Source organism: Ruegeria alba (assembly GCF_022321465.1).
Taxonomy (GTDB): Bacteria; Pseudomonadota; Alphaproteobacteria; order Rhodobacterales; family Rhodobacteraceae; genus Ruegeria_B; species Ruegeria_B alba.
The window spans coordinates 515,156-539,864 of record NZ_JAKOEM010000001.1 but is presented as its reverse complement, the minus strand read 5'-3'; the positions used below and the strand labels follow the sequence as shown (position 1 = coordinate 539,864).

At 64.3% G+C, this 24,709-nt stretch carries 23 protein-coding genes and 1 tRNA gene; 14 read left to right on the top strand and 10 right to left on the bottom strand.

The features are described from left to right. Window positions 1–178 precede the first annotated feature (178 nt). The 3 genes from MB818_RS02605 to MB818_RS02595 are packed head-to-tail and all read left to right on the top strand — an operon-like array spanning window position 179 to window position 1,627. On the top strand, window positions 179–892 hold the full coding sequence (locus tag MB818_RS02605) for an HNH endonuclease signature motif containing protein (protein WP_238903809.1): 714 nt from the start codon (window positions 179–181) through the stop codon (window positions 890–892). After that, complete coding sequence (locus MB818_RS02600) at window positions 879–1,289, top strand: hypothetical protein (RefSeq protein WP_238903807.1); 411 nt, start codon at window positions 879–881, stop codon at window positions 1,287–1,289. Before MB818_RS02605 ends, MB818_RS02600 begins: the two co-directional genes overlap by 14 nt. Beyond that, window positions 1,289–1,627, top strand: a complete 339-nt coding sequence (locus MB818_RS02595; protein WP_238903805.1) for a hypothetical protein — start codon at window positions 1,289–1,291, stop codon at window positions 1,625–1,627. The genes MB818_RS02600 and MB818_RS02595 overlap by 1 nt, the downstream gene beginning before the upstream one ends. A 147-nt stretch (window positions 1,628–1,774) precedes the next feature. Here MB818_RS02595 and MB818_RS02590 read toward each other — a convergent pair. Then, window positions 1,775–1,850 (bottom strand) — tRNA-Thr (locus MB818_RS02590). A gap of 413 nt (window positions 1,851–2,263) precedes the next feature. On the opposite strand from MB818_RS02590, the gene MB818_RS02585 reads away from it, so the two are divergent. From MB818_RS02585 to MB818_RS02565, 5 genes are all read left to right on the top strand, one after another. Beyond that, entirely contained in the window at window positions 2,264–2,683 is a 420-nt protein-coding gene (locus MB818_RS02585; RefSeq protein ID WP_234162581.1) for a GNAT family N-acetyltransferase, read from the top strand. A 254-nt stretch (window positions 2,684–2,937) separates the two neighbouring features. Next, entirely contained in the window at window positions 2,938–3,906 is a 969-nt protein-coding gene (locus MB818_RS02580; protein ID WP_234136782.1) for a TAXI family TRAP transporter solute-binding subunit, read from the top strand. A 123-nt stretch (window positions 3,907–4,029) separates the two neighbouring features. Then, window positions 4,030–6,639 (top strand): TRAP transporter permease, encoded by a 2,610-nt coding sequence (locus MB818_RS02575; protein ID WP_238903803.1) that lies wholly within the window; start codon window positions 4,030–4,032, stop codon window positions 6,637–6,639. After that, window positions 6,636–7,073 carry a universal stress protein gene (locus MB818_RS02570; RefSeq protein ID WP_234136780.1) on the top strand — a complete coding sequence of 146 codons (438 nt, stop codon included), beginning with the start codon at window positions 6,636–6,638 and terminating at the stop codon, window positions 7,071–7,073. Before MB818_RS02575 ends, MB818_RS02570 begins: the two co-directional genes overlap by 4 nt. A gap of 93 nt (window positions 7,074–7,166) precedes the next feature. After that, window positions 7,167–8,219, top strand: a complete 1,053-nt coding sequence (locus MB818_RS02565) for a catalase family protein (RefSeq protein ID WP_234166551.1) — start codon at window positions 7,167–7,169, stop codon at window positions 8,217–8,219. 52 nt (window positions 8,220–8,271) lie between these two features. Here the strand turns inward: MB818_RS02565 and MB818_RS02560 are convergent, their stop codons facing one another. From MB818_RS02560 to MB818_RS02550, 3 genes are read right to left on the bottom strand one after another with little or no spacing between them, the layout of a single operon-like run. Continuing rightward, window positions 8,272–9,315: a lipocalin-like domain-containing protein gene (locus MB818_RS02560; protein WP_238903801.1), complete on the bottom strand. Its 1,044-nt coding sequence runs from the start codon at window positions 9,313–9,315 to the stop codon at window positions 8,272–8,274. Then, window positions 9,305–11,719 (bottom strand): FtsX-like permease family protein, encoded by a 2,415-nt coding sequence (locus MB818_RS02555; protein WP_238903799.1) that lies wholly within the window; start codon window positions 11,717–11,719, stop codon window positions 9,305–9,307. Before MB818_RS02555 ends, MB818_RS02560 begins: the two co-directional genes overlap by 11 nt. Further along, a complete protein-coding gene (locus MB818_RS02550) occupies window positions 11,716–12,366 on the bottom strand; it encodes an ABC transporter ATP-binding protein (RefSeq protein ID WP_238903797.1) in 651 nt (216 codons plus the stop codon). The genes MB818_RS02555 and MB818_RS02550 overlap by 4 nt, the downstream gene beginning before the upstream one ends. Window positions 12,367–12,523: 157 nt before the next feature. Here MB818_RS02550 and MB818_RS02545 point away from each other — a divergent pair, with 157 nt between their 5' ends. Beyond that, window positions 12,524–12,829: a hypothetical protein gene (locus MB818_RS02545; RefSeq protein ID WP_238903795.1), complete on the top strand. Its 306-nt coding sequence runs from the start codon at window positions 12,524–12,526 to the stop codon at window positions 12,827–12,829. 97 nt (window positions 12,830–12,926) lie between these two features. Beyond that, window positions 12,927–13,361 carry a potassium channel family protein gene (locus tag MB818_RS02540; protein WP_234136774.1) on the top strand — a complete coding sequence of 145 codons (435 nt, stop codon included), beginning with the start codon at window positions 12,927–12,929 and terminating at the stop codon, window positions 13,359–13,361. On the opposite strand, the gene cls is transcribed toward MB818_RS02540, so the two are convergent. Genes cls through MB818_RS02525 form a run of 3 tightly spaced genes read right to left on the bottom strand, consistent with a single transcriptional unit; the run spans window position 13,358 to window position 17,024 of the window. Beyond that, window positions 13,358–14,770 (bottom strand): cardiolipin synthase, encoded by a 1,413-nt coding sequence (cls, locus tag MB818_RS02535; RefSeq protein WP_238903794.1) that lies wholly within the window; start codon window positions 14,768–14,770, stop codon window positions 13,358–13,360. The two genes, MB818_RS02540 and cls, sit on opposite strands and share 4 nt — an antisense overlap. A gap of 50 nt (window positions 14,771–14,820) precedes the next feature. After that, window positions 14,821–15,951 carry an acetoin utilization protein AcuC gene (locus tag MB818_RS02530; RefSeq protein ID WP_238903792.1) on the bottom strand — a complete coding sequence of 377 codons (1,131 nt, stop codon included), beginning with the start codon at window positions 15,949–15,951 and terminating at the stop codon, window positions 14,821–14,823. Beyond that, window positions 15,948–17,024 carry an AI-2E family transporter gene (locus MB818_RS02525; protein WP_234136771.1) on the bottom strand — a complete coding sequence of 359 codons (1,077 nt, stop codon included), beginning with the start codon at window positions 17,022–17,024 and terminating at the stop codon, window positions 15,948–15,950. The genes MB818_RS02530 and MB818_RS02525 overlap by 4 nt, the downstream gene beginning before the upstream one ends. Before the next feature lie 156 nt (window positions 17,025–17,180). Between MB818_RS02525 and MB818_RS02520 the strand changes: the two genes are divergently transcribed. Together MB818_RS02520 and MB818_RS02515 are read left to right on the top strand one after the other, a co-directional pair. Beyond that, window positions 17,181–17,609 carry a hypothetical protein gene (locus tag MB818_RS02520; protein ID WP_234136770.1) on the top strand — a complete coding sequence of 143 codons (429 nt, stop codon included), beginning with the start codon at window positions 17,181–17,183 and terminating at the stop codon, window positions 17,607–17,609. Between the two features lie 36 nt (window positions 17,610–17,645). Beyond that, window positions 17,646–18,494, top strand: a complete 849-nt coding sequence (locus MB818_RS02515) for a YihY/virulence factor BrkB family protein (protein WP_234136769.1) — start codon at window positions 17,646–17,648, stop codon at window positions 18,492–18,494. A gap of 360 nt (window positions 18,495–18,854) precedes the next feature. On the opposite strand, the gene MB818_RS02510 is transcribed toward MB818_RS02515, so the two are convergent. The 3 genes from MB818_RS02510 to MB818_RS02500 all read right to left on the bottom strand — a co-directional run bounded on the left by MB818_RS02510 (window position 18,855) and on the right by MB818_RS02500 (window position 22,072). Continuing rightward, window positions 18,855–19,556, bottom strand: coding sequence for an RlmE family RNA methyltransferase (locus MB818_RS02510; RefSeq protein ID WP_238903790.1), 702 nt, complete (start codon window positions 19,554–19,556; stop codon window positions 18,855–18,857). A 72-nt stretch (window positions 19,557–19,628) separates the two neighbouring features. Beyond that, complete coding sequence (locus MB818_RS02505) at window positions 19,629–20,891, bottom strand: SulP family inorganic anion transporter (RefSeq protein WP_238903788.1); 1,263 nt, start codon at window positions 20,889–20,891, stop codon at window positions 19,629–19,631. A gap of 68 nt (window positions 20,892–20,959) precedes the next feature. After that, window positions 20,960–22,072: a Ppx/GppA phosphatase family protein gene (locus tag MB818_RS02500; RefSeq protein WP_234136766.1), complete on the bottom strand. Its 1,113-nt coding sequence runs from the start codon at window positions 22,070–22,072 to the stop codon at window positions 20,960–20,962. Between the two features lie 181 nt (window positions 22,073–22,253). Between MB818_RS02500 and MB818_RS02495 the strand changes: the two genes are divergently transcribed. Then, window positions 22,254–24,137 (top strand): PhoX family protein, encoded by a 1,884-nt coding sequence (locus MB818_RS02495; RefSeq protein WP_238903786.1) that lies wholly within the window; start codon window positions 22,254–22,256, stop codon window positions 24,135–24,137. A gap of 250 nt (window positions 24,138–24,387) precedes the next feature. Next, on the top strand, window positions 24,388–24,684 hold the full coding sequence (locus MB818_RS02490) for a virulence factor (RefSeq protein ID WP_011047594.1): 297 nt from the start codon (window positions 24,388–24,390) through the stop codon (window positions 24,682–24,684). Window positions 24,685–24,709: the final 25 nt, after the last annotated feature.

The following is a 24,709-nucleotide window of genomic DNA, read 5'->3' as shown; positions in this document are numbered from 1 at the left end:
CGGCTTTGTGGGGCGCTACAGAGGGGCGCACAGGGCGCTTTTGGGCTTGCGGTGGGTGGGTGCTAGGGCACGCCCCCGGCACGGCCTGCTCTAGGCCTCTCTGGCGGGCATATAGTGGCGTACCACCCACTACGATTTTTCACCTTGGCCTTGCGTAAGGCCGTGGTATCTATCCACAATGGCTATCACACAGAAATCAATAAAGATTCTATGGTCAGCGTCAGGAGGACGTTGCGCGTTTCCGGGTTGCTGGGAACGTCTGTGCTACCATGAGGCCGAGGACGCCGCGCCATTCACGCTCGGGGAGATGGCGCATATCTGCGGAGACAAGCCGGGGGCCAATAGGCACGATGCCAGCCAAACGGACGCTGAGCGAGACGCCTATCAGAACCTGATCTTGCTTTGCCCAACGCACCACACGCTGATTGACCGCAAAGAGAACGAGGCGGAATACACAGTCGATACCTTGCACAAGATGAAGGCCAGCCATGAAGCGCGCGTTCTTGCGCGCTTGGAAAAAGAGCCCATGACGACGAAAGTGGAAATTGCCCGTGCACTCCTCCCCCTGCTGGAAGAAAACAGGCAATCCTGGGCGCAATATGGTCCGAGCTCCGAGCTTGCTCTGTCGCAGCCCCACAATGAGGCGGCATATGCCGTTTGGGTGTCAGAACGGCTCTCAGTGATCGTGCCAAACAACCGCAGGATGGCAGCTGAGCTAGAAGCTCATCGGGGCATGTTCGAAAAGGGCGAACTGGCGACGATCACGACCTTCCTGATGCATGTGCGCAGCTATGAGCAATGGGTGCAGGATGTGATTCCCTATGAAGCGGTGAAGCGCTTCCCCGTGGATTTTGATGATTTGATAAGAGGGCTTGCCGATGGCAGCGCGTAGCGAAAATTTCCCATGGCCAAGCCATTACGGTCATTACAAGTACTTCGAATCCCAGATGAACAAGCATGGCAAAGTGGCCTCCCTGACGGCACAGGGCGACGGGCTCTATGAATTAACCCGCGAGCAGGGGGATACCCTGCGCGTCTTCATCTGCGAGTGCTATGCATTTGGCGTAGCGGAACATATGGAGACGGTCGAGAACCTTGGTGATGTCGATGTCGTGATCATAAACTCCGCGTGGTGCGGATACTCGCCAGATGCTAAATTACATTGCCGTGAGTCAAATGTCGGGCTGTTCACAATAGGGGAATTCATGGGCGCTCTGCACCGCGACGACTACTGGCGATATCTGACGGACAAAGAAAAAGAATACTTCAGGAAACAAGGCTGGCTGTGATGCACAGCGTCACAGTGTACGGCTTCGGTTCAGCCTTCGCCACAACAGACTCCGCGAAGAAAGTCGCAAACGATGTTGATCTGCTAATCGTGCACCAAAACACCGGTCACGCGTCCTGCAAGTTGGCGATCGACTGTAAACGGCTACTCGTCGAGAACATTTCCCATGCTCACGTCACCATGCTCTCGGAAGGCGAAGAAGCTTTTCTTCTGTTTATCAAAACCGCCAATGCGACCCCGTTAGGAACCGTTCGCGCAGGTCTGTTCCATAGTGATCTCGAACTCTTGTGTAAGGACCTAGCCCTCATCGTTGGGAGTGAGAAAGTTCGCAAGAAATGACGCTTTGGAAAGCACTGGAGAGGCACAAAGCTCGAAGCGCCCTGATGCGGGCATCTATTCCTTGGGCAGCACGCCGCATTAACCCCAACCTTAAAGTGGCTAAGGTCTAGGTAAGTTCTCTTTAAGTGATTGTTTTATTTTGAGGAATGGTGCCGCTGAAGGGACTCGAACCCCCGACCCCATCATTACGAATGACGTGCTCTACCAGCTGAGCTACAGCGGCATTCCTCTGTCGCACGGCCCTACTATGGCCCTACTAGTTACTGTGCGCCCCTTGTAAGCGACTGGTTTTGCGTATCATTCCAGCGGGGACCCGCTACTTACGAATGACGTGCTCTACCAGCTGAGCTACAGCGGCACTCTTCTCTTTGTGCGGGCCGAACGCTGGCCACCACCATCAACACCGCGCCGCATCAAAGCGGCTTGAACTGCCCGGATTCTCGGGCAATGCGGCCGAAGGAAAGGCGCACATCCTGACGCTCCGGCGTTGCGCTCGCCGTTTAAACGCAACGGCCAGACCACGCAAGGCCAAATCGGAGAACCGCGGCCGCGTGAGTGGGGCCAACGCCGCCGCGCAAAGGATGGACAGGCGCGCGCGTCCGCTGTTGGTTGCGGCGGGCACAACGGGATCGGACCATGCGGATCAGACCGGCTTGTATCAGCGATATCGACGCCCTGATGACGATCCGGGGCGCAGTGAGTGAAAACCGGCTTTCGAATCCGGCGCGCGTCCCGCGTTCGGACTATCTGGACTTTCACCGGAACTCGACCCTCTGGATATGTGAAACCGGCGGGCAGGTGGTCGGTTTTTCCGCCTGCGATCCACGCAATGGGAGTATCTGGGCGCTGTTCGTGGCCCCGGGCCGCGAAGGGGGCGGCTGTGGCCGCACGCTCCTGGCGCGGGCCTGCGCCGATCTGCGGCGCGCAGGCTGGAGCAAGGCGTGGCTTACGACCGGGGCAGGGACGCGGGCCGAGCGGTTCTATCGCCGCGCCGGTTGGCAGGTCTTTCGCGAGATGTCGGATGGCGACCTGCTGCTTTGGCGCAGTCTGCGGTAACGGGCGGGCAAGCGCGGGGGGAAAATCTGCGATATCGGTTCACATCTGGCGATTTCGCCAACCGGTTCACCCCTGCGGGTTGACAAGTCCAAAGCCCGGGTGGAACCCTTGATCCATCGGGTCCCGCGCCCCGCGCGCCCTGACGGGTTGCAGCCCGCCCCTGCGCTTCGTATGGGCGATGGCCGGCGGAGGCAGTCCCGAATCTATCTCTCGGGCGTTTCTGCCCGCGTATAATAACTAACGGGAGTTACAGCATGAATCGGAACAGCAAGCTTGGTCTTGGCGCATTGGTCACGGCGGCCTTCATGGCGCCCGCGGCGATGGCCGAAGAGTTCATCACCATCGGTACCGGCGGTGTGACCGGCGTCTATTACCCGACCGGCGGTGCCATCTGCCGTCTGGTGAACAAGGGGCGCAAGGAACATGGCGTGCGCTGTTCGGTCGAATCCACCGGCGGTTCGGTCTATAACATCAACACCATCCGCGAGGGCGAGCTGGAATTCGGTGTGGCGCAGTCGGACTGGCAGTACCATGCCTATAACGGCACCTCGAAATTCGAAGAGGCGGGCAAGTTCGAAGGCCTGCGCGCGGTCTTCTCGATCCATCCCGAGCCCTTTACCGTGGTTGCCCGCGCCGATGCCGGCATCAAGAGCTTTGACGATCTCAAGGGCAAGCGGGTGAATATCGGCAACCCCGGTTCGGGTCAGCGCGGCACCATGGACGTGGTGCTCGAGGCTAAAGGCTGGACCACCGGCGATTTTGCCCTGGCCAGCGAGCTGAAGGCGGCGGAACAGTCGGCGGCGCTCTGCGACAACCAGCTCGACGCGATGATCTATACCGTCGGCCACCCGTCGGGCTCGATCCAGGAGGCCACCACCGCCTGTGACTCCGTGCTGGTGAGCGTTGATGGTGACGCCATCGACAAGCTGATTGCCGACAACAGCTTCTATCGCAAGGCCACCATTCCCGGCGGCATGTATCGCGGCAATGACGGTGACACCACCACCTTTGGTGTGGGCGCCACGCTGGTGACCTCGGCCGATGTGTCCGAGGACGCGGTTTATGCGCTGGTGCAGGCGGTGTTCGACAATTTCGAAGACTTCAAGAAGCTGCACCCGGCCTTTGCCAACCTCAAGGAAGAGGAAATGATCAAGGACGGTCTGTCGGCGCCGCTGCATGCGGGCGCCGAGAAGTATTACCGCGAGCGCGGCTGGATCAACTGATCCGCGACGCGATGATTTCGGGCGGGGCGCGATGGCGCGCCCCGCTCACTCCCGGCGGGGGCCGGGCAATGGATAAATGACGCCACCAGCCAAAGCAGCACGGCGTGACAGGGAGAGATTTTCATGACCTCTGAGATTCAGGGCAAGCGGCCGCTATCCGAAGAAGAGCTTCAGGACCTTGTCGCCTCGTCCGATGCGGGTGCGCGCGATCCGGCTGGCAGCATCGGGCTGTTCCTGGCCATCGTCGCGGTGATTTGGTCCGTGTTTCAGTTGATCCTGGCCTCGCCGATGTCGAACATGATCCTGCCCGGCAGCATCGTGAACAACTCGCGTCAGGTGCATCTCGCCTTTGCCCTGTTTCTGGCCTTTGCCGCCTATCCGGCGCTGAAATCCAGCCCGCGCGACCGCATTCCCGCCCAGGACTGGGTGATGGCGGTGCTGGGCGCTGGCATCGCGCTCTATGGCTATATCTTTTATGACAAGCTGGTGAATTCGGGCGGTCTGGCCGACGATACCGACAAATGGGTCGCGCTGGTCGGTCTGATCCTGCTGTTCGAGGCCGCGCGCCGCGCGCTGGGGCCGGCCATGGCAATCATTGCCACCATATTCCTGGCCTATGTGTTCTGGGGCGCCTCGGAATGGGTGCCCGAGGTGATCCGCTGGAAGGGCGCCAGCCTGAAAAAGGCGATGAGCCATATGTGGATCACCTCCGAGGGCGTGTTCGGCATCGCGCTGGGGGTCTCGACCAAATTCGTGTTTCTCTTCGTGCTGTTCGGCGCGCTTTTAGACAAGGCGGGCGCGGGCAACTACTTCATCAAGATGGCGTTCGGCGCGCTGGGGCACCTGCGCGGCGGCCCGGCCAAGGCCGCTGTTGTCGGCTCGGCCGCGACCGGCCTGATCTCGGGCTCGTCCATCGCCAACGTGGTTACCACAGGCACCTTTACCATCCCGCTGATGAAGCGGGTGGGCTTTACCAGCGAACAGGCCGGCTCGGTCGAGGTGGCCAGTTCGGTCAACGGCCAGATCATGCCGCCGGTGATGGGGGCCGCTGCCTTTCTGATGGTGGAATATGTGGGTATCTCCTATGTCGAGGTGATCACCCATGCCTTCCTGCCTGCCGCGATCAGCTATATCGCGCTGATCTATATCGTGCATCTCGAGGCGGTGAAGCGGAACATGCCGACGTTGGGCGACCGCGAGGTGCATCTGATCCGCACCGTGGCGGGCATGCTCAGCTTCTTCGTGATCTTTGCCGGGCTGTGTTATGCGACCCAGTTCCCGGCGCAGGCGATTGCCGCATGGGCGCCCAGTTCCGCCGGGCTGATCATGGGGCTGATCGTCACCGCAATCTACATCGTGCTGGTGTGGTTCGCCGCGCAGGTGCCCGATCTGGAACCCGACGACCCCAATGCCGAGGTGGTCGAACTGCCCGATATCGCCCAGATCTACAAGGCGGGGCTGCATTACCTGCTGCCCATCGTGGTGCTGGTCTATTTCCTGATGATCGAGCAGAAATCGCCCGGCCTGTCCGCCTTTTGGGCGACCGCGCTGCTGTTCGTGATCCTGCTGACGCAAAAGCCGCTGAAATCGCTGTTCCGGGGTGAATCCGAGATGGCGACCAGCTTCATGTCCGGGGTCGCCGATCTGTGGCAGGGGCTGATCGACGGCGCCCGCAACATGATCGGCATCGCGCTGGCGACCGGCACGGCGGGCGTGATCGTGGGCACCGTCACCCTGACCGGGGTGGGGCAGGTGATGGCCGATCTGGTCGAGTTCCTGTCGGGCGGCAACCTGGTGCTGATGCTGGTGATGGTGGGTCTGCTGAGCCTCGTTCTGGGCATGGGCCTGCCGACCACAGCCAACTATATCGTGGTCAGTTCGCTGATGGCCGGCGTGGTGGTTCAACTGGGCGCACAATCGGGGCTGATCGTGCCGCTGATCGCGGTGCATCTCTTCGTCTTCTATTTCGGCATCATGGCGGATGTGACGCCACCGGTGGGGCTGGCCAGTTTCGCCGCCGCCGCGGTGTCGGGGGGCGATGCGATCAAGACCGGTTTCACCGCTTTCTTCTATTCCCTGCGTACCGTGGCGCTGCCGTTTGTGTTCATCTTCAACACCGACATGCTGCTGATCGACGTGGGCTGGGTGGGCGGCATCTTGGTGGCCATATCCGCAACCATCGCGGTGCTGGTCTTTACTGCCGGTACCATGGGCTTTTTCCTGACCCGCAACCGCATCTATGAAAGCGTTGCGCTGATCCTGGTGGCCTTTGTCCTGTTCCGGCCCGATTATGTGATGAACCGGATCGCACCGCCGTTCGAGCTGTTCGAACCCGCCCGCCTGGAACAGGCGGTGGGCGATGCCGCGCCGGGCGACGTGCTGCGGGTCATCGTCTCGGGGCCCGATTTCGACAGTGGCGAGATGAAGGACCTGAGCCTGGAGCTGACCGTGGGCGACGAGGCCGACGGCGCCGCCCGGGTCGAGGCGATGGGCTTTCTCCCGTTCGAGGAGGACGGGCTGATCAAGCTCGAAGAGCCGCTCTTTGGCACGCCGATCGCTGAATCGATGCAGGATTTCGACTTTTACGGTGACGAGGCGGTACGTGTCGTCACCGTCAAGGCCCCGGCCAATCAGCCGCCCAAGGAGCTGGTGTTCATCCCGGCGCTGCTGCTGCTTGGTCTTGTCGCCTTTCTCCAACGCGGCCGCGCCGCCAGACAGGGAGTCCCCGCATGAGCAGCTCTGTTCTTTGTGCCGTCGATATCAGCAATCCCGACAGCGACGCCCCGATCCTGAAACAGGCCGCGCGCCTGGCCGATCTGGACGGGGCGCGGCTGGACGTGGTGACCGTACTGCCCGATTTCGGCGAGACCTGGGTTTCGGGTTTCTTCGAGGCGGGCCATCACGACAAGGCGGTCAAGGCCGCTCATGACGCGCTGGTGCAGCTGTGTACTCAGACATTGGGGGCCGAGCGCAATGCCGATATCCGCCATGTCGTGGCCACCGGCACCGCGTACAAGGAGATCCTGAAAACCGCTGAAAGCGCGGGCAGCGATCTGATCGTGGTGGGGGCGCACAAGCCCGATCTGGCCGATTACCTGCTGGGTCCCAACGCCGCCCGCGTGGTGCGCCATGCACCGGTCTCGGTCTATGTGGTGCGCGCGGGCTGACCCCGCCTGCCGCATCTGGATTTCTCAACCATCCGTGGTAGCCTTGGCTGCCGGCGCTATTTCGCCGGCAGTTTCTTTGAAGGGTAATTTGACATGACGGATATTCGCGCCGATCTGGGCGAGGCGCCGATCTTGGCCAATGAGGACGAGATCATCGCCGACATCATTCAGGCGAATCTCAAGATGATGGAGGTCGAGGAGAACGGCTTCAAATGGCGGGCCCAGCATCCCAAGGGGCATGGCGCCATTCCGGCCCGCTTCATCGTCGGCCCGGACGTGCCGCAAGCCCATCGCGTGGGGCTGTTTGCGCAACCCGGTGAGTATGCGGCGCTGATCCGGTTTTCCAACGGTACCGAACGGCGCGACGATCCCAAGGGTGGCGATGCCCATGGCATGGCGATCAAGCTTTTCGGCGTGCCGGGCGCGCGGGTCGAGGGCGCGGCGGATGCCAAGGGCACGCTCGATTTCGTGCTGGTCGACAACGAAACCTTTTTCGAGGGCGATCTGAACGAGTATTCCGCCTTCAACGATCTGGTTTCCGAGGTTCTGAATTTCAAACGCAACGGAGACGAGGCGCTTGCCGCAATAGTGAACGGTATCTACCTGAAATTCCTCAAGAAGTATTTCAGCCACGATATCTATGCGGTGGCCCAGAAATTCGGCGATCAGCATCCGACCTCGCCCCTGCGGGCGATTTATTGGAGCACGACACCGTTTCTGCATGGCGATATCGCGGTCAAGCATCGCGTGGTGCCCGATCCCGCGCCCGCACCCGGAGAGCTGCGCGACGGGGTCGAGGGCGCGGATGGGCTGACCGAGCAATTGCTCGACGGATTGTCGGGCAAGGCAGCGGCCTTTGACTTTTATATCCAGCCGCAAGAGGACGTGGCCGCGCATCCGATCGAGGATCCCAACGTGAACTGGACCGAGAATGGGGCGGGTTGGGTGAAACTGGCGCGGATCGAGATCCCGGCGCTTGACGCGGGCGATGCGGTGGCGCGCGCGGCTCGGGTCGCGGCGGGGGACAGGATGGCCTTCAACCCGTGGAACACGCTGCCCGAACACCGCCCGCTGGGTGCTGTGAACCGGGTGCGCAACAAGGTCTACAAGGAGCTTGCCCGCGCCCGCAACGCCGAAGGGGTATAGGCCAGAAAGCAGAAGGTCGTGCCCGTCCTGCAAGTTCGAGCGCGACCCAGCCTTACTCGGCCCCGTAGCCGGTCATTTCCAGATAACCACGTCCGGCATGGCTGCCGCTGACGCGCACCGGCCCTTCCCAATAGGCAAAAGACGTGCCCATCCAGGCCTTCGGGTTCAGCGCCTCGACCGTCACGTCCAGCCCCCGCGCCGGGATCGCCAGCCGCCAGCGTACCGGCACCTCGGGGCCTGCTCCGCTGGGCGCAGTGGCCAATGGCTCGGCGCGGATACTGCCATCGGGCAGGGCGGTCGCGTGCCCATCGGCTCCAATCCATGTTCCGGATGTGAAATCCGTGTCGCCGCGCAAGCGAAAGGCCATGACGCGGCTGCCGTCGTCCAGCACCAGCGAGAACCAGTCCCAGCCGCTCTGATCCTCGGCCAGCGGTTGCGAGGACCATTCCCGGTCGATCCAGGCCTGTCCGGTCACAGGCATCTCTCCGTCGGGCAGGGTCAGGCTGCCCGAAACCTCCAGAAACGGTTGTGAATAGTAATAGCTGGCCTGACCGGCCGCGGATTTGACCGAATAACCGCCCTCGCCATGCAGGACCAGCGGCCCCCTGGCGCGCATGGTCAGGTGATAGGCGAAATCGCTTCCCCCGGCGCGCAGCACCATGTCGCCCCTCATGTCGCCCGCCATCTCCCATTCGTCGATCCAGGCGTGAAAGGGGGTGGCCTGGGCGCCTGCCTGTCCAATGCCGCCCCGCGACAGCCGCTCGGCAAAGAGGTGGCTGTCGGGCGTGGTCACGGCGGCATGTCCCATCCACAGTTGCGGGCTGTGCCATCCCGGTGCCTCGCCCGGTTTCAGGGCCGAGCGGAACAGGGTCCATTGCAAGCCATACTCGCGCCCGTCCGCCCCGGTCAACGTCGCGGTCAGATACCACCATTCGATGCGGAAATCGGGATGTGACCCGTGATCGGCGGGAAAGACCGGACTGTGCCCGCGCTCTGGCACCGCAAAGCCCTCGGCCTCGGTTCCCAGCCCGGCAAAGCCCTGCGCCAGCGCCGCCCAGGGGCAGAGCAGCAGAAAGACAAGAAGCCTAGCGTTCATTGGCAAAGACCCTCAGCAGGTGGGCGGGCGGCAGGCGGTACAGGCGGAGCGCGGGCAGGGCGGCGGCCAGCGCACCGGTGGCCAGCGCCAGCCCGATCAGCCGCAGCCAGTCGAGCGGGAACAGGTACATCGGCAGCCGCCAGCCAAATGCCGCCACGTTGATGACTGCCAGCAGCAGCCAGGCCAATACCAGCCCCAGCGGTAAGGCCAGCACTGCCGTCATCGCCGCCAGCGCCACCGCGCGCGCCAGTTCCAGCCGTGCCAGTCGCGCACGGGTCAGCCCCAGAGCCCAGACCGGTGCCAGCTGCGGCAGTCGTTGTGTCCACAGCGTCAGCAGGCTGGTGAGGATGGCAAACCCCGCCACCCCCAATGTCAGGATGTTGAGCGCGCCGGTCACCAGGAATGTATTCTCAAAGATCGCGCGTGAGCGGGCCTTGAGCGTCTCCTGACGGATCACCGAGCCGGCGGGCAGGTCGAATGTGGCGTCGATCTCATCGGCCAATGCCTCCGCCCGCTCAGGCGCCAGATGTACACCGAACCTTGTATTCGGCGTGCCAGGGTAGCGGTCCAGCAACTGCTCCAGCGCCACGATGGCCTGACCGGTCGGGTTGCCGTAATCGGAATAGACGGCGGCGACAGGCAGGCTCCAGCCGGGGGCAAGCTCGACCCTGTCGCCGGGCCATAGCCCTTCGCGCCGCGCCATCTGTTCGTTGATCAGCGCCGCCTCTCCGCGCATCACCCGGTCCCAGTCCTGCGCGCTGCGCGCGATCAGCGGCCAGTGGGTGCGATAGCTCGGGTGATCGACGATGCCATAGACGAACAGCGGCGTGCCTGCGCGGTCGATCTCGACTGACCGGATCGGCAGCACCGCATCGGCGCGCGGCTCCAGCCAGTCCGCCAGCGCGGCGCCCTGCGCATCGTCGCGGGCGGTGACATAAAGGGTCGAGGTCAGTCGCTGGTCAAGCCAGCCGTCGAAGGTGAGGCGAAAGCTCGCCACCATGGTTCCTACGCCGATATTGGCGGCCAGTGCGAGCAGCAGCGCCATCAGCGCAAGTGACAGGCCGGGCAGCTGTGCCCGCATGTCGGACCACAGCCATTCTGCAACCGGGCCACGCGCCCGGGCAGCGCCGATCGTCAGCAGAACCGAGAGGGTCGGCGGCAGCGCCAGCGCGGCGGCCATCAGCACCGCGCCCAACAGGACAAAACCGCCGATCAGCCCGCCGCTCAGCGCAAAGCCCGCCAGCCCACCCAGCAACAGCGCCAGCGCCAGCAGCAGCTGGGTCCGGGCGCGCGGGCGCCCGCTGCCCCAGGCGCGCTGCCCGGGAGCGGCCAGGATCGGCATGCGCGCCAGTCGCCACAGCGCCTGCGCGCTGGCCAGCAGGGTGCCCGCCACCGCCATGCCAAGGCCCGACAGCAGCCAGACGGGCCTGAGTTCCAGTGCGCCCGAGACCGGCGCCCCGTAGAGACCGCGCAGGGTGGCGGCCACGTCCGGCAGCAGGGCGGCAGCCACCAGATAGCCCAGCACCAGCCCCGCCGCGCCGCCCAGCAGCGCCAGCAGGCACAGCTCGGCCAGCAGCAGCCGGGTCAACAGCCGTAGCGGCAGGCCCAGCGCGCGCAGCGTGCGGATAAGGCCGCGCCGCTGTTCAAACGCCAGCCCGACCGCACCATGCACGATGAACAGGCCCACCACGAAGGAGAGCAGCCCAAAGGCGGTGAGGTTGAGGTGGAAACTGTCCGTCAGCCGCGCGATGTCCTGCGCGCCGGATGCGGGCTGGCGGATCAGGTCGGGCGCGATCTCGGCCAGAGGGGGGCGGATCAGTGGCTGCTCGGGCAGGACCAGCAGATGCGAGATCTGGCCGGGGCGTTTCAACAGCGCTTCCGCGGTGCCGATATCGGTCAGCACCGTATCGGGGGGCAAGGCGGTGGTCGCGACCACGGGTGGCAGGCCGGGTTCGCCCTGCAAGGTCAGCGCCAGCCCTGGCGCGGCAAACAGGCGTCCGGGCGCGGTCAGCGCCTCGACCGGGGCGATTTCGGCGGCGGCGGCGCTTTCGGCGATGGCGGGCAGGTCGGGATAGGCTAAAAGGTCGATGCCGGTTACCGCCACCGCACGCAGTCCCAGCCGCATCTCGCCTTCGAGAACCGCCGCCACCTGCCAGCCTGTCCGTCGCAGCGCAAGATAGTCATCAAGCGTCAGTGTCGCCCCATCCGCGCGGCGCAGGCGGTCCAGTCCGCCAGCGCCGATCTGGTTGGCGGCCTGTGCGTAAGAGGCGCGCGCCTCACCGTTGATGGCCTGCACCGCCGACCACAGACCGGTGGCCAGCGCCACGCCCAGAAGCAGCGTCACCAGTTGCACCGGATGGCGCCGCCAATGCGACCCCAGTGCCAGCAGCGCGGCGCCGATCACGCCGCCACCCGCCCGCCGGTCAGATGCGCGCGCCGGTCCAGCCGGGCGGCGATGGCCTGCGAATGGGTGACCAGCAGCAGCGCCGTGCCGCTGTCGCGCACCAGGTCCAGCATCAGGTCCAGCACGGTGCCGGCGGCGGTCTCGTCGAGGTTGCCGGTCGGCTCGTCCGCCAGCAACAGTTTCGGGCGCCCCGCCATGGCCCGACCGATGGCGACCCGCTGTTGCTGCCCGCCCGACAGCTGCTCGGGATAGCGTTCGGTCAGATCGCCCAGCCCCAGCCGCGCGGTGATCTCTTTCAGCCAATCGGCATCCAGCCGACCGGCCAGCCGCGCCTGGAACGAGAGGTTCTGTGCCACGGTCAGGGCCGGGATCAGGTTGAACTGCTGGAACACCAGCGCCACGTGGTCGCGCCGCAGCGCCGCCCGGCCCGCATCGTCAAGCCGCGACAACGCCACCCCGTCCAGAATGATCTCGCCGCTGTCGAACCCGTCCAGCGCGCCGGTCAGGTTCAAGAGCGTGCTCTTGCCGCTGCCACTTTCGCCGGTCAGCGCCAGGCTCTGCCCCCGATCCAGCGTGATCGAGGCGCCGCGCAGCACCGGGCGCCCCCCCGGATAGGTCTTGGTCACGGTATCGACAGTCAGAAGCATGGGCGCGCGGCCTCCGGGCAGTTATGGGTCAGAGAATGGTCCGTCCACCGCCGCTGTCCAGCCCCAAGCCGCGATGGCCACCTTTCGCCGCAGGACACGGGTCGCGATTGCAATCGGTCGCACGCGGCCCCATGTGCAGAGGGTCAGGAGCCGTTTCATGTTCAGAACTACCCTTTTGCTTGTTGTCCTCGCCGCCGCGCCCGCCTTGGCACAGGACCGCGCCGCCCTTTGCCATGAGAGGTCGCTGAAACAGGCGGGTATCCGTCACACCGAATGGTCGCAGGGGCGCACGACGCTGCGCCTTGGAGGGTCGGTGGGCGTGGGGGTGGCGCGCTCCTCGGGGCCCGCGACGCAGGGGGCGCCGGCCTATGCCGGGTCGGCTGCGTCGGAGCGATTCGAGGAAAAGCGGCGCAAGAAGATCTACACCCGGACCTATGACGACTGCATGGCGCAGACGCGCTGAGCGTGACGCCGCGGCCTGAGGGGGCGGCGGGGTTGCACCCACTGGCCAGCACCGTCATCCTGCGCCCGGAGCGAACAGGCGCAAAGGCGGGGATCCGATGACACTCTTGCAACAGATCATGTGGGGCAGCCTGTATCTGGGTCTGTGTTTCGTGGTCGAGGTTCTGCTGCTGGTCTGGTGTACCTTGCTGCTCGTGCGGCTTGCGGCGCGGCTGCGGCATCTGTCGCAGGCGATGCGGACGGCGGCGGTGATGTCGGTCTCGCTGGTCTTTATCGTGTTGGCCCATACCTTGCAGGTCTGGCTCTGGGCCGGGGTCTGGATCTGGAGCGATGTTCTGGCCGACTGGAACGAGGCGCTCTATTTCTCGCTCGTTACCTATACCACGCTGGGCTATGGCGACATCGTGCTGGGCCCGGGGCTGCGCATCTTTGCGGCCTTTGCGGCGGTGGCGGGGCTGCTGACCTTTGGTTTGTCGACCGCCTATCTGGTGGCGCTGATGACCCGTGTCTTTGAAGGGCGGTTGCCGCGCTAGAGGATCGGGGCAAACAGCCGTGCCAGCGGCGCGCCATAGCGGATGAACGCCGACTGCGCCTCCAGGCTGCGCGTCAGCTCGGTGCTGCTGGCAAAATCATGCTCCAGCATGGCCGCCACCTGCGCGGCCACGGTAGCGTCAAAGAACAGCGCCATCGCCTCGAAATTCAGGCGGAAGGACCGGTTGTCCAGGTTGGTTGTGCCCACGGCGGCGATGGTGTCATCGACCACGAACACCTTTTGATGCAGGAATCCGTCGGTATAGCGCATCACGCGCACCCCGGCCTCGCGCACCTCGTCGAAATAGGCGAATGCCGCCAGCCAGGGGATGGTGTGGTCGGCCTCGTCGGGTACCAGAAGGCGCACATCGACCCCGCGCAGGGCGGCATGTTTCAGCGCCGCCAGAATGTCGAGATCGGGCACGAAATAGGGCGAAGCGATCCAGAACCGGCGCTGTGCCGCGGTGATCGCGGCAAAGAACATCATGGCGCCGCTCTCGGTCCGGTCACCGGGGCCGGTGGCGACGATCAGGGCATTTGCATCCTGCTGGGCAAGCCGGGTATCCCAAAGGAGATGATCCAGCAGGTCCTCGCCCCGCGCCCAGTGCCAGTCCTCGGCAAAGACCAACTGGAGTTGCAGGACAGATGGACCGGTGATTTCCACATGAGTATCACGCCAACGGCCCATCGCCGGGTCCTGGCCCAGATATTCGACGCCCACATTGTGGCCGCCGATATAGCCGGTATGCCCATCCACCACGACCGTCTTGCGATGGTTGCGATAGTTTACCTGAAACCGGGTATTGGGACCGCGCTGCTTGCGCGGGTCGGCGATGTCGATCCCGGCGGCGCGCAGATCCTCGACATAGCTGTCGGACAAACGGTAGCTGCCGATCGCGTCGGTGAGGAACCGCACCTTGACGCCACGCCGGGCCGCCGCGATCAGCCGGTCGCGCAGTTCCAGCCCCAGATCGTCGTCGCGCACGATATAGAACTGGATCAGCACATAGTGGCGCGCGGCATCGATGGCGGCAAAGAGCGCGGCAAATGTGGCCTCGCCATCGACCAGCAGCCGGGCGCCATTGCCCCGGCTCACCGCCATATGGGCGATCTTTTCAAAAGGGCGGGTGTTGACCAGAACCCGGTCGGGATCGGGGGCGGTGGCATCGGCATGGGCGCGCAGCCCGGCCACCACCCGCTCACTCTCGCGCCGCGCGATGCGGTAGCCGCGAAACCGGTGATGGCCAAGGAACAGGTAGAGCGGCACCGAGGCCCAGGGCAGGGTGAGCAGGAACACCACCCAGCCGACCGCGCCCTGCGGCGTGCGCGCGGTGCGCGCCGCTTGCACCGCGCAGACGATCGACGCCCCGTAGAGGCAGAAGACGATCAGCGACAGAAGAGCGGTCCACATGTCAAAGCCTTAGCAGGCGCACGCGCGATGGCATAGCCCCGGATGCCGGTTCAGACCTCGGCCCGCATCCTCTGTTCCAGCCGGGACAGGTCCGCGCGCAGCTCAGACCGGATCGGGCCGGGGCGCGGCGTGTCGGCCAGCGTGGTGAACCAGGTCTCGGGGCGGGGCGTGTGGCGCTGCCGCTGCCACGTGAGGTCGCGCAGCACCGCCTCCGCCTCAGGCGGCAGGCGGTCGGGGATCTCGGCGCCGCTGAGCGTGGCCCAGACCCCGGTCCAGGCACGTGCCACGCTCCACGGGTTGTAGCCGCCGCCGCCCAGCACCAGCAGGCGTGGGCAGAGCGCCGCCAGCGCCCGCACCGTGTCCCGGTGCGCGCAGTTGGACAGCGTCAGCCGCGACAGCGGGTCCTCGGCCACCGCATCGGCGCCGCACTGCAACACAACCGCGTCGGGGCGGAAACCGGAGACCGCAGGCAGGATCAAGTGATCTAGGATCAGCGCGAACTCGCTGTCATTGAGATTGCGCCCCACCGGCAGGTTCAGCGCCGCGCCGCCCGCGTCCTCCTCGAGCGCGCCGGTAAAGGGCCAGCGCCGCGCCTCGTGCACCGAGATCATGCGCACCGTCTGCGACCCCTGAAAGGCCGAGGCGACCCCGTCGCAATGATGCGCGTCGATATCGACATAGGCGACGCGGGTGCAGCCCAGCCGTTGCAGCGCCAGGATCGCCAGCACCGGGTCGTTGAGATAGCAGAAGCCGCCCGCGCGGTCGGCAAAGCCGTGATGCGTGCCGCCGCCGGGGTTGAACACGCGATGGCCCTGCGCCACCAGTTCGGCCCCCAAGAGCGAGCCGCCCGCTGCCGTGGCCGGGCGTCGGAACATCTCGGCAAAGACCGGGTTGGGCAGGGTGCCCAAACCGTGGCGGGTGCGGGTCTCCTCGCTCACCGCCTGTTCGGCCTCGGCCCGTTGCAGCGCGGCGATATAGTCGGGTGTGTGAAACGCGGTGAGCGCGGCCGGACGCGCGCGCGGGCTGGTGCGGTATTGGCCGGGTGCGAACCAGCCCAGCGCCCGGCATAGATCGATCACGGTGGACACGCGCGGGATCGCCAGCGGATGCACCGCGCCATAGGTCGAGCGACGATAGATCTCGGAACCGATGAACAGGGCCTCGTGCAGGGGGGCTGTCACGCGTTTGGGCCTTGCGCGTCGGGGTGGCCGTCCTTGGACATCAGCACCGCCACCGGCCGCAGCGCGGGAACATGGCGGAACACGATCAGCATGCAGACCGTGAGTGGCACGCTGAGAAAGGCACCGATCAGCCCCCAGACCGCCGTCCAGAAGGTCAGCGCCAGGATCACCATGAAGGTGGACATGTTCAGCGACCGCCCCAACAGCGCCGGGTCGAGGAAATTGCCGATCAGGAATTGCACCGTGCCGCAAAAGAAAACGATGACCAGAAAGGGCGTGATGGTGTCGAACTGCACCAGCGAGGCAAGCGCCGGAAAGATCACCGCCACGATAGACCCGATCGAGGGAATGAAGTTCAGCGCGAATGTCAGCACCGCCCAGGTCTCGGCAAACTCCAGCCCCAGCAGGGTGAACACGGCATAGCTGATGCCGGCGGTCAGCAGGCTGACGAATGTCTTGACCCCCAGATAGCTTTGCAGATTGTGCGAGATCGCCTCCATCACCTGACTCATGTCCCGGCCCAGTTGGGGGTCACGGGCGGCCAGCAGCAGCTTGATGCCAAGCACCCGCCGCTCGGCCAGCAGGAACGCCACATAGAGCGAGACCAGCAGGAAAGTGTTGAGCAGCGAGGTAGCGCCGCCCAGCGCGGTCCGTGTCAGGGCCGACAGATCGATGCGGATCAGGTTGTCGCGCACGAACGCGGTGACCTCTTCGCCCAAGAGTGCCGCAACCCGGGTCACCGCCTCGTCAAAGGCATTCTCGTAACTTGCGATGGCGCGGGCGAATTGCGTGGCCTGCCCCCCGATCACCGCGATCATGACGAAGAGACCCGCCAGCACCACCGTGATCCCCGCCAGCGTGGTCAGCCATTCGGGCGCGCCGGTGGCGGCATGTACCCGGTCGCTGATCGCGGTTACAAGAACATAGACCAGAAAGGCCAGCGCCAGCGGGATCAGAAACCCCGCCCCGGCATAAAGCGCCAGCACGGCCAGCGCCAACACGATGGCAATGTCGCGCAGCTGGGCCAGCTGCGGGTCGGAAGAGGGCGCGGGATCGGACGGTGTTTGTTGCATATCCGGGCTATGTTGCACCGGGCGCGCCGCGGCTGCAATCGTTGCCGTTTTGGAGACACAGAGAATATGTAAAAGAGCATTGACAACCGTTGGTTGTTTTTGGTTTTTTGCCGCCAGCAGTGAGTACGTAGTTGGTTAGTGTTGGAGTTGAACTGAATGAGACCCGCGTTCTATTTGTTGTCAGGTTCCGCGATTGCCCTAATGGTACTCTCCTCACTTCTCTTCCTCTTCACATCTGATTTCGACAAGTTCGCCAGAGCAACGATCAGAGAGCTGGGGCACAATTCCGACCCGCAACAGGTGACTGACGCTGTCCTTCGCTACTTGGAGCAAAAGCGGATTGATGATCCGATCGCATTTTTCGGCGAAAACATGGACGAAACCATTGTTCTTAAGGCGGACGATCCGAAACTGGCGGATGAACAGAGAAGATTGGTTGCCCGGGCAGACGCAAAGCTGTTGACCTCGTTCAGCAGCAAATATTTCCGAAGGCCGCTGGCCAATTACGAATTGCAGGTTCGCGTGTGGGACCTGTATTCGGGTGATCGCGAGATAACGACCCAGATCTATCTGAACGCGCCCTAGCTGGAACCCCGCTCGGCAAACCGCTAGGTTACCGTTATGATGCGTTCTGCAATTCCCTCGCTCTCCCTTCCGCTGCGCGCGGTCTGGCTGGCGCTCAGCCGCTTTCAGGCCAAAAGCGGTTTCGTCATGAGCAGCCATGTCGCGATGTCGATGATGATGGCGCTGTTTCCTTTCATCCTCTTCACCGTGGCGCTGGCGGGCAGTCTCAGCCAGAATCTCGTGACAGACGACCTGATCCAGCTGATCTTTGGCACCTGGCCCGAACAGGTTGCCACCCCCATCGTGGCCGAGCTGAACGCGGTGCTGGAGGGAGCGAATTCGCGCGTCATGACGCTGGGTGGCGTGCTGGCGGTCTATTTTGCCTCGAACGGGGTGGATGCGGTGCGCGAAGCGATGTCGCGGGCCTATCACGACGCGGAAACGCGGCCCTTCTGGAAGACCCGGCTCCTGTGCATCGGGATCGTGGTGGGCGGCGGCGCCATCGTGCTGGCGGTGGCCGCGGTCGAGGTGGTGATGCCGATCTATACGCGACTGGTCACCGAAGCCCTGCCGGGAGAGGCGCCCGACTGGCTGTCGGTCGAACGGCTGAGCTGGATTTTCGTGGTTGCGATGCCGGCGGGCGCGGTTCTGGCCTGCCATGCGCTCTTGCCCGCGCGGCGGCATCCGCTCAGGCGGATCCTTCCGGGGGTGGTGCTGACGCTGGTGCTCTGGGCCGGTTGCGGCTGGGGTTTCTCGCTCTATATCGCCAATTTCGCCAGCTATTCAGCGACCTATGCCGGGCTGGCGGGGGCGATGGCGGCGCTGATCTTTCTGTATCTGAATGCCGCGATCCTGATCCTGGGGGCCGAGTTCAACGGCGCCTTGATAGACTTGGCGGGCGAGTAGGCTGAGAGCCGACTGCCTCGAAGCGGCCCCGATTGTGCCATCGGATCGGCAGATCCTCGTGGCAGGCTGACAGTTCATCGGCCAGAAGGCCCCTGCTGCCGGAGAAATCGGATGCCAGTTCTTTGCGACGGAGGCAGACATGCCCGGCTGTTCATGTTCTTGGATCAGCAAGGCCGGGCCGAGGCGATGGGCGCGCGGCTTTTCGCGCAATCGTTGAACGCCGGCGATGCGCTATGCCTGCTGTCGCGTGCCACGGCATCGTTTCAGCCACAACGGCTTGGGTGTCCAGATATGCTTGAGACCGGAGCCGGAAAACAAGTGTTTTCCGGGCCGTTTTCCGCGACGGAAAACGGCGCCCGCCTAGCCGCGAAAGCCGGTGGCCACCACAAACTTTTCGGAACTGTCCGACCGTGAGGCGGGCGGCTTCACGTTGGCGACCTTGGTGAATTTCTGCTTGAGCAGTTTTTGCAGGTCGCCCTCGGCCCCCCCGGCCAGTACCTTGGCCACAAAGGTTCCGCCCTCTTCGAGCACGCCGAAGGCCAGATAGGCCGCCGCCTCGCACAGCGCGATGATTCGCAGGTGATCGGTCTGCTTGTGGCCCGAAGACGAGGCCGCCATGTCCGACATCACCACATCCGCCTTGCCGCCCAGCCACTCCTTGATCCGGTCATCCGCACCGTCGTCGAGGAAATCGAGCTGATGGATCTCGGCCCCCGCGATCGGTTCGACCTCTTGCAGGTCGATGCCCAGCACCCGGCCCACGCGCTTGTCGCTGCGCTCGCCCAGCGCGTTGACACGTTTGACCGCCACCTGACACCAGCCGCCGGGGGCGCAACCCAGATCGACCACCCGCGCACCCGGCACCAGAAAGCGGAACTTGTCGTCCAGTTCGAGAATCTTGAACGCCGCGCGCCCGCGATAGCCTTCGGCCTGCGCCCGCTTGACATAGGGGTCGTTCAACTGCCGTTGTAGCCAGCGCGTCGAGCTGAGTTTACGCCCGCGCGCGGTCTTTACCTTGACTTTAAGGTCACGCTGTCCGCGTCCGGATGTATTCTTGGCCATGGTGCGCTCCTGTCGGATAGGCAAGTCGAGATAGCGGCTTGCCCGGTTTGAGGCAAGCGGGAAAGGCACCTATTACCTGTCCGGAGGCGACCAATCAGCGGGCGGCACCTTGCGCCGACGCAGCCGCAGGGCCAAGCCCACGGAAACACCGACGCCGATGGCCACGGTCAGATCGGCAAACACCGTGAGCAGCAAGGTGAGGAACATGAGAACCGTATCAGAACGGGAACCGCTTAGGTAGCCACGCCATTTGTGAGGCTCGCTCATGTTCCATGCTGTGAGGATCAGCAAACCCGCCAAGGCGGGCAAAGCAAGTTGACCAACAAGATCACCGGCAAAGACCAGTACCGAAAGGACAGTTACCGCATGAACCAGCCCGGCCACAGGGGTACGCCCGCCGGCCCGGATGTTGGTCGCAGTCCGTGCGATGGCTCCGGTCGCTGGAAGGCCGCCGAACAAGGCTGAACCAAGGTTTGCTGCTCCTTGCGCCAGGATCTCGGCATTCGGACGATGGCGCGCGCCGATCATCCGGTCCGCAACTAGGGCGGACAGCAGCGACTCCACCCCCGCAAGGAAGGCGATGACGAATGCCGATGGCAGCAACTCGACGACGCGCGCGTATGAGAGCTCGGGCAGTTTCGATACAGGCAGACCACGGGGGAGGTCACCGAACCTGGACTGGATGGTTTCAACGGGCAGGTGAGTCAGAACGGCCAATATCGAAGCGGCCCCGATGGCAAGGATCAGACCTGGAAACCGAGGAAAACGGGCACGCAATACAGCAATCAGGAGGATGGAGAGAACGCCGATCGCGAAACTGCTCCATTGAACGGTGTCGCGGGCCTCCCAGAGGGTATGAAGCTTTGGCAGAAACGCCGCAGGCATGTCTGCTGTCGTCATTCCCAACAGATCAGCGATCTGGCTGGTCGCAATGATCACCGCGATACCGATGGTAAAGCCGGTGACGACCGGTTCTGGCACCAATGCGATTAGGTTTCCCGCCCTGAGGAACCCCGCAACCACCAGAATTGCGCCCGCCATTAGCGTGGCCAAGACCAAGCCGTCGTATCCGTGTGCCGCGATAACCCCATAGACCACCACGATGAATGCGCCGGTCGGTCCACCGATCTGAACATGGCTGCCGCCAAGCAGCGAGATGAGGAACCCGGCGACACAAGCCGTCACCAAACCCGAGGACGGCGATGCGCCAGAGGCGATTGCAATTGCCAGGCTGAGGGGGACCGCAACCATTGCAACGGTCAGACCCGCACCAAGGTCTGCGGCGAAGGCACCTTTCGTATACCCTGGCAGGGTTGACAGAATCTGTGGTTTCATCTTGGCACCCGTTGCACGCAACCAGCCCGGCCCGGTGATGTCCGGGACTGGAAAAGATGCGCGTTACTTCAGAACGGTCCATCCTCCAGTACCCCGTCGGCGCTCATCTGCGCGTAGAGCAAGCCTTCGCGCAGGCCCCGGTCGGCGACCGACAGCCGGTTGGTGGGCCAGCATCGGAGCAGCGCCTGAAGAATGGCCGAACCCGACATGATCAGCGCATGGCGGTCTTCGCCGATGCGCGGGTCGCGGCGGCGTCCCTGCGGACCCAGGTCCAGATAGCCCCGGATTACCTTGTCGATCTGCTCGCTGGTCATGCGCAGCCCGTCGACCTTGGTCCGGTCATACCGCTTCAGCCCCAGATGGCTGGCCGCCACCGTGGTGACGGTGCCACTGGTGCCGACGATCTGGAACCGGTCACGGCCCAGCTGGCTGCTATAGGGCACGAAATCGGCCAGCTGCTCTTCGAAGAACCAGCTCATCAGCGCAAAGCGCGCAGAATCATCTTCGACATCGTTGAACTGGTCGCGCAGGGTCGCGACCCCCAGCGGCACGCTGATCCAGTCCACCACCTTGGCGGCGGGAAAGGGGCTCTCGGGCGGGTGAAACCCCGCGTGCAGCCGCATGATGGCCGAGGGTCGGTCACGGCGCGGCACCGAAGTGAGGTCGATCCAGACCAGCTCGGTCGAGCCACCGCCGATATCCACCACCAACAGCTGCTCCGAGCGGGTCGAGACCAGCGGCGCGCAGGAGATCACCGCCAGCCGGGCCTCTTCCTCGGGCTGGATGATCTCCAGTGTCAGACCGGTCTCGCGCTTCACATCGCGGATGAACTCGCGCGCGTTCTTGGCCCGGCGACAGGCCTCGGTCGCGACCAGCCGCATCCGGTGCACCTTGTTGCGCTTGATCTTCTGCTGACAGATGCGCAGCGCCTGGATGGTGCGTGCCATCGACGAGCGCGACAGCCGACCTGTCCGTTCCAGCCCGGCACCGAGCTGGACCGATTTCGAGAAGCTGTCTACCACATGGAACCCGCTGCCCTTGGGCTGGGCGATCAGCATGCGGCAACTGTTTGTACCAAGATCGAGCGCCGCATAGAGGGCGTCCGGATCCGGCCGGTTCGGCGCGGGGCTTTCGACCGCTTTCGGGAACGCGCCCGCACCTTTGGGACGCTTGGGCGCCATGTTTCACGCCCTCCGATTTCGTGTTAGGTTGAACCTAGGATCCGATCCGGCGCGGCGCAAGAGATTTCCCTGCGATCAGGGGCAGAACCGTCACACAGGTTTAACACTCCCATGCGACAGCATCCGCGATCGCCGGCCCTCGTGCCGGTCCGGATTCTGCTGGCAAGCCATGGAGCACGCTGTGAAAAACGACGCTACCCTGACATTCGACGAATTTGACGAGGCGGTGAACCCTCGCCCCGAGGACTGCGATTTCGACCATGTGGTCGAAGAGGCGCTGTCGCGCCGCGGCTTCCTGGGCGGGGTGCTGGCGATGGGCGGGTTCGCGGCCCTTGGCGGTGCGGTTCTGCCGCGCGGGGCCGAAGCCGCGACCAACCGCTTTGCCTTCGAGGCGGTGGCGGCCTCTACCGCTGACGAGATCGTCGTGCCCAAGGGGTTCAAGGCCGAGATTCTGGTGCGCTGGGCCGACCCGCTGTGGTCCGATGGGGTGGCCTTCGATCAGGCGACGCGCGGCACCGCCGCCAGCCAGGCGCGCGCCTTTGGCGACAATACCGACGGGATGGAGGTGTTCCATCACCAGGGCCGCACGCTGCTGGTGGTGAACAACGAATACACCAACCGCGAGATCATCTGGGGCAACCGCGCCGACGGCAAGGCCGAGACCGATGATGACGTGGAAAAGGGCCTGCTGGCCCATGGCGTCACCGTGGTCGAACTGGCCCATGACGGCAGCCATTGGCAGGTGGTCACCGACAGCCCCTATAACCGCCGCATCACGCCGCGTACCGAGATGGCGCTGACCGGCCCCGCCGCAGGCCACGACCTGATGAAGACCGACACCGATCCGACCGGTACGGTGACCTTCGGCACCTGGAACAACTGCGGTTCAGGCAAGACCCCATGGGGCACCTATCTGGCCTGCGAAGAGAATTTCAACGGTTACTTCTCCGCCGCTGACGAGGCGCATGAGGTCTCGGCGGAATTGGCGCGGTACGGCGTTTCGGCCAAGGACTGGGGCTATGGCTGGGCGCGGGTGGATGAGCGCTTTGACGTCGCAAAGAACCCCAACGAGCCCAACCGCGCAGGCTACGTGGTCGAGATCGACCCGCGTGACCCGAGTTCGACCCCCAAGAAGCGCACCGCGCTGGGCCGGTTCAAGCACGAGAATGCCGAATGTGTCGTCAATCGCGACGGGCGACTGGTGATCTATATGGGCGATGACGAGCGGGGCGAGTTTCTGTACCGCTATGTCTCGGACGGGGTCTATGCCGCCGGTGTCGATACCGACGCGCTGATGGAAAACGGCACGCTTTACGCGGCCAGGTTCGACGCCTCGGGCAAGGGCATGTGGCTGGCGCTGACGTCTGAGGCCACCGGTATGAGCCAGGCCGAGATCTGTATCCATACCCGGATCGCGGCCTCGAAACTGGGCGCCACCACCATGGACCGCCCCGAATGGGTCACCGCCAATCCGAACGCGGACGAGGTCTATTGCGCGCTGACCAACAACAAGAACCGCGGCGTCAAACCGAACAAGGGTGGCGACGACACCCCGGCCGAGGGGCCCAATCCGCGCGAAAAGAACAACTATGGCCAGATCGTGCGCTGGCGCCCCGAAGGCGGCGACCACACCGCCGAAGGGTTCGACTGGGATCTCTTCGTGCTGGCGGGCAATCCGACGGTGCATTCCGACACTTACGCCGGGTCGGAAAACGTCAACGCGGGCAACATGTTCAACTCGCCTGACGGGCTGGCATTCGACAGCAACGGGTTGCTCTGGATCCAGACCGACGGCAAGTATTCGAACGAGGGCGACTTTGCCGGTCATGGCAACAACCAGATGCTGGCGGGCGATCCGGTGACCGGCGAGATCCGCCGCTTTCTGGTCGGCCCGCGCGAGGCCGAGATCACCGGCCTGTGCTGGTCGGGCGACCGCCGCACCATGTTCGTGGGCGTGCAGCATCCGGGCGAGGATGGCGACAGCCACTGGCCCGATGGTGGTGACAGCGTGCCGCGCTCGGCGATCATCGCCGTCACGCGCGAGGATGGCGGCCTAGTCGGCTGACACAACTCGCTTTGCAAACCAGAGCCCCGGGCGCCGCAAGGCCCCCGGGTTTTTCGTGACATGATCATGGCTCATCATCTTGCTGAAGAATTCGGGCGGGCGCGGGCGCGCAATTCGCGTTAAGCCGTGTTGCGCGGAAGGTCCGAAAACGACAAAGGTCGCTGCACATCGCGCACGTGTCGAAATCGGACCGACCCCGCCCCATATTGACCGCTAGAACCGGCTCACCGGATCAGGAGGAATCGACTGCATGCCCGAGGTTACCATCGTCTACTGGCGGGACATCCCGGCTCAGGTCATCGTCGGCAAGGGCCGCCGCGGCGCCAAGCGTCAGCTGGAGGAACGGTTCGAGCAGGCCATCGACCGCGCCGCGATGAAAGTGGGCGCGCAGGACACCGATGCCTATCTGGCCGAGTGGCGCAAGGCCGAACCTTACGAGGTCGCCGGTGACCCGGCGGATATCGTCGAGGCCGAGGCCCAGCGTCTGGAACGGGAATACGATCGCGACCGGATCAAGGCGCTGATCGCAAACGACGGTTGGGCATGAGCCCGCAGAGCATATGGGAGGCCGT

What these genes read in the sequence shown, in the direction of transcription:
- MB818_RS02605 (WP_238903809.1), top strand. Translation starts at nt 179, where the DNA reads ATGGCTATCACACAGAAATCAATAAAGATTCTATGGTCAGCGTCAGGA.
- MB818_RS02600 (WP_238903807.1), top strand. Translation starts at nt 879, where the DNA reads ATGGCAGCGCGTAGCGAAAATTTCCCATGGCCAAGCCATTACGGTCAT.
- MB818_RS02595 (WP_238903805.1), top strand. Translation starts at nt 1,289, where the DNA reads ATGCACAGCGTCACAGTGTACGGCTTCGGTTCAGCCTTCGCCACAACA.
- MB818_RS02585 (WP_234162581.1), top strand. Translation starts at nt 2,264, where the DNA reads ATGCGGATCAGACCGGCTTGTATCAGCGATATCGACGCCCTGATGACG.
- MB818_RS02580 (WP_234136782.1), top strand. Translation starts at nt 2,938, where the DNA reads ATGAATCGGAACAGCAAGCTTGGTCTTGGCGCATTGGTCACGGCGGCC.
- MB818_RS02575 (WP_238903803.1), top strand. Translation starts at nt 4,030, where the DNA reads ATGACCTCTGAGATTCAGGGCAAGCGGCCGCTATCCGAAGAAGAGCTT.
- MB818_RS02570 (WP_234136780.1), top strand. Translation starts at nt 6,636, where the DNA reads ATGAGCAGCTCTGTTCTTTGTGCCGTCGATATCAGCAATCCCGACAGC.
- MB818_RS02565 (WP_234166551.1), top strand. Translation starts at nt 7,167, where the DNA reads ATGACGGATATTCGCGCCGATCTGGGCGAGGCGCCGATCTTGGCCAAT.
- MB818_RS02560 (WP_238903801.1), bottom strand. Translation starts at nt 9,315, where the DNA reads ATGAACGCTAGGCTTCTTGTCTTTCTGCTGCTCTGCCCCTGGGCGGCG.
- MB818_RS02550 (WP_238903797.1), bottom strand. Translation starts at nt 12,366, where the DNA reads ATGCTTCTGACTGTCGATACCGTGACCAAGACCTATCCGGGGGGGCGC.
- MB818_RS02545 (WP_238903795.1), top strand. Translation starts at nt 12,524, where the DNA reads ATGTTCAGAACTACCCTTTTGCTTGTTGTCCTCGCCGCCGCGCCCGCC.
- MB818_RS02540 (WP_234136774.1), top strand. Translation starts at nt 12,927, where the DNA reads ATGACACTCTTGCAACAGATCATGTGGGGCAGCCTGTATCTGGGTCTG.
- cls (WP_238903794.1), bottom strand. Translation starts at nt 14,770, where the DNA reads ATGTGGACCGCTCTTCTGTCGCTGATCGTCTTCTGCCTCTACGGGGCG.
- MB818_RS02525 (WP_234136771.1), bottom strand. Translation starts at nt 17,024, where the DNA reads ATGCAACAAACACCGTCCGATCCCGCGCCCTCTTCCGACCCGCAGCTG.
- MB818_RS02520 (WP_234136770.1), top strand. Translation starts at nt 17,181, where the DNA reads ATGAGACCCGCGTTCTATTTGTTGTCAGGTTCCGCGATTGCCCTAATG.
- MB818_RS02515 (WP_234136769.1), top strand. Translation starts at nt 17,646, where the DNA reads ATGATGCGTTCTGCAATTCCCTCGCTCTCCCTTCCGCTGCGCGCGGTC.
- MB818_RS02510 (WP_238903790.1), bottom strand. Translation starts at nt 19,556, where the DNA reads ATGGCCAAGAATACATCCGGACGCGGACAGCGTGACCTTAAAGTCAAG.
- MB818_RS02505 (WP_238903788.1), bottom strand. Translation starts at nt 20,891, where the DNA reads ATGAAACCACAGATTCTGTCAACCCTGCCAGGGTATACGAAAGGTGCC.
- MB818_RS02500 (WP_234136766.1), bottom strand. Translation starts at nt 22,072, where the DNA reads ATGGCGCCCAAGCGTCCCAAAGGTGCGGGCGCGTTCCCGAAAGCGGTC.
- MB818_RS02490 (WP_011047594.1), top strand. Translation starts at nt 24,388, where the DNA reads ATGCCCGAGGTTACCATCGTCTACTGGCGGGACATCCCGGCTCAGGTC.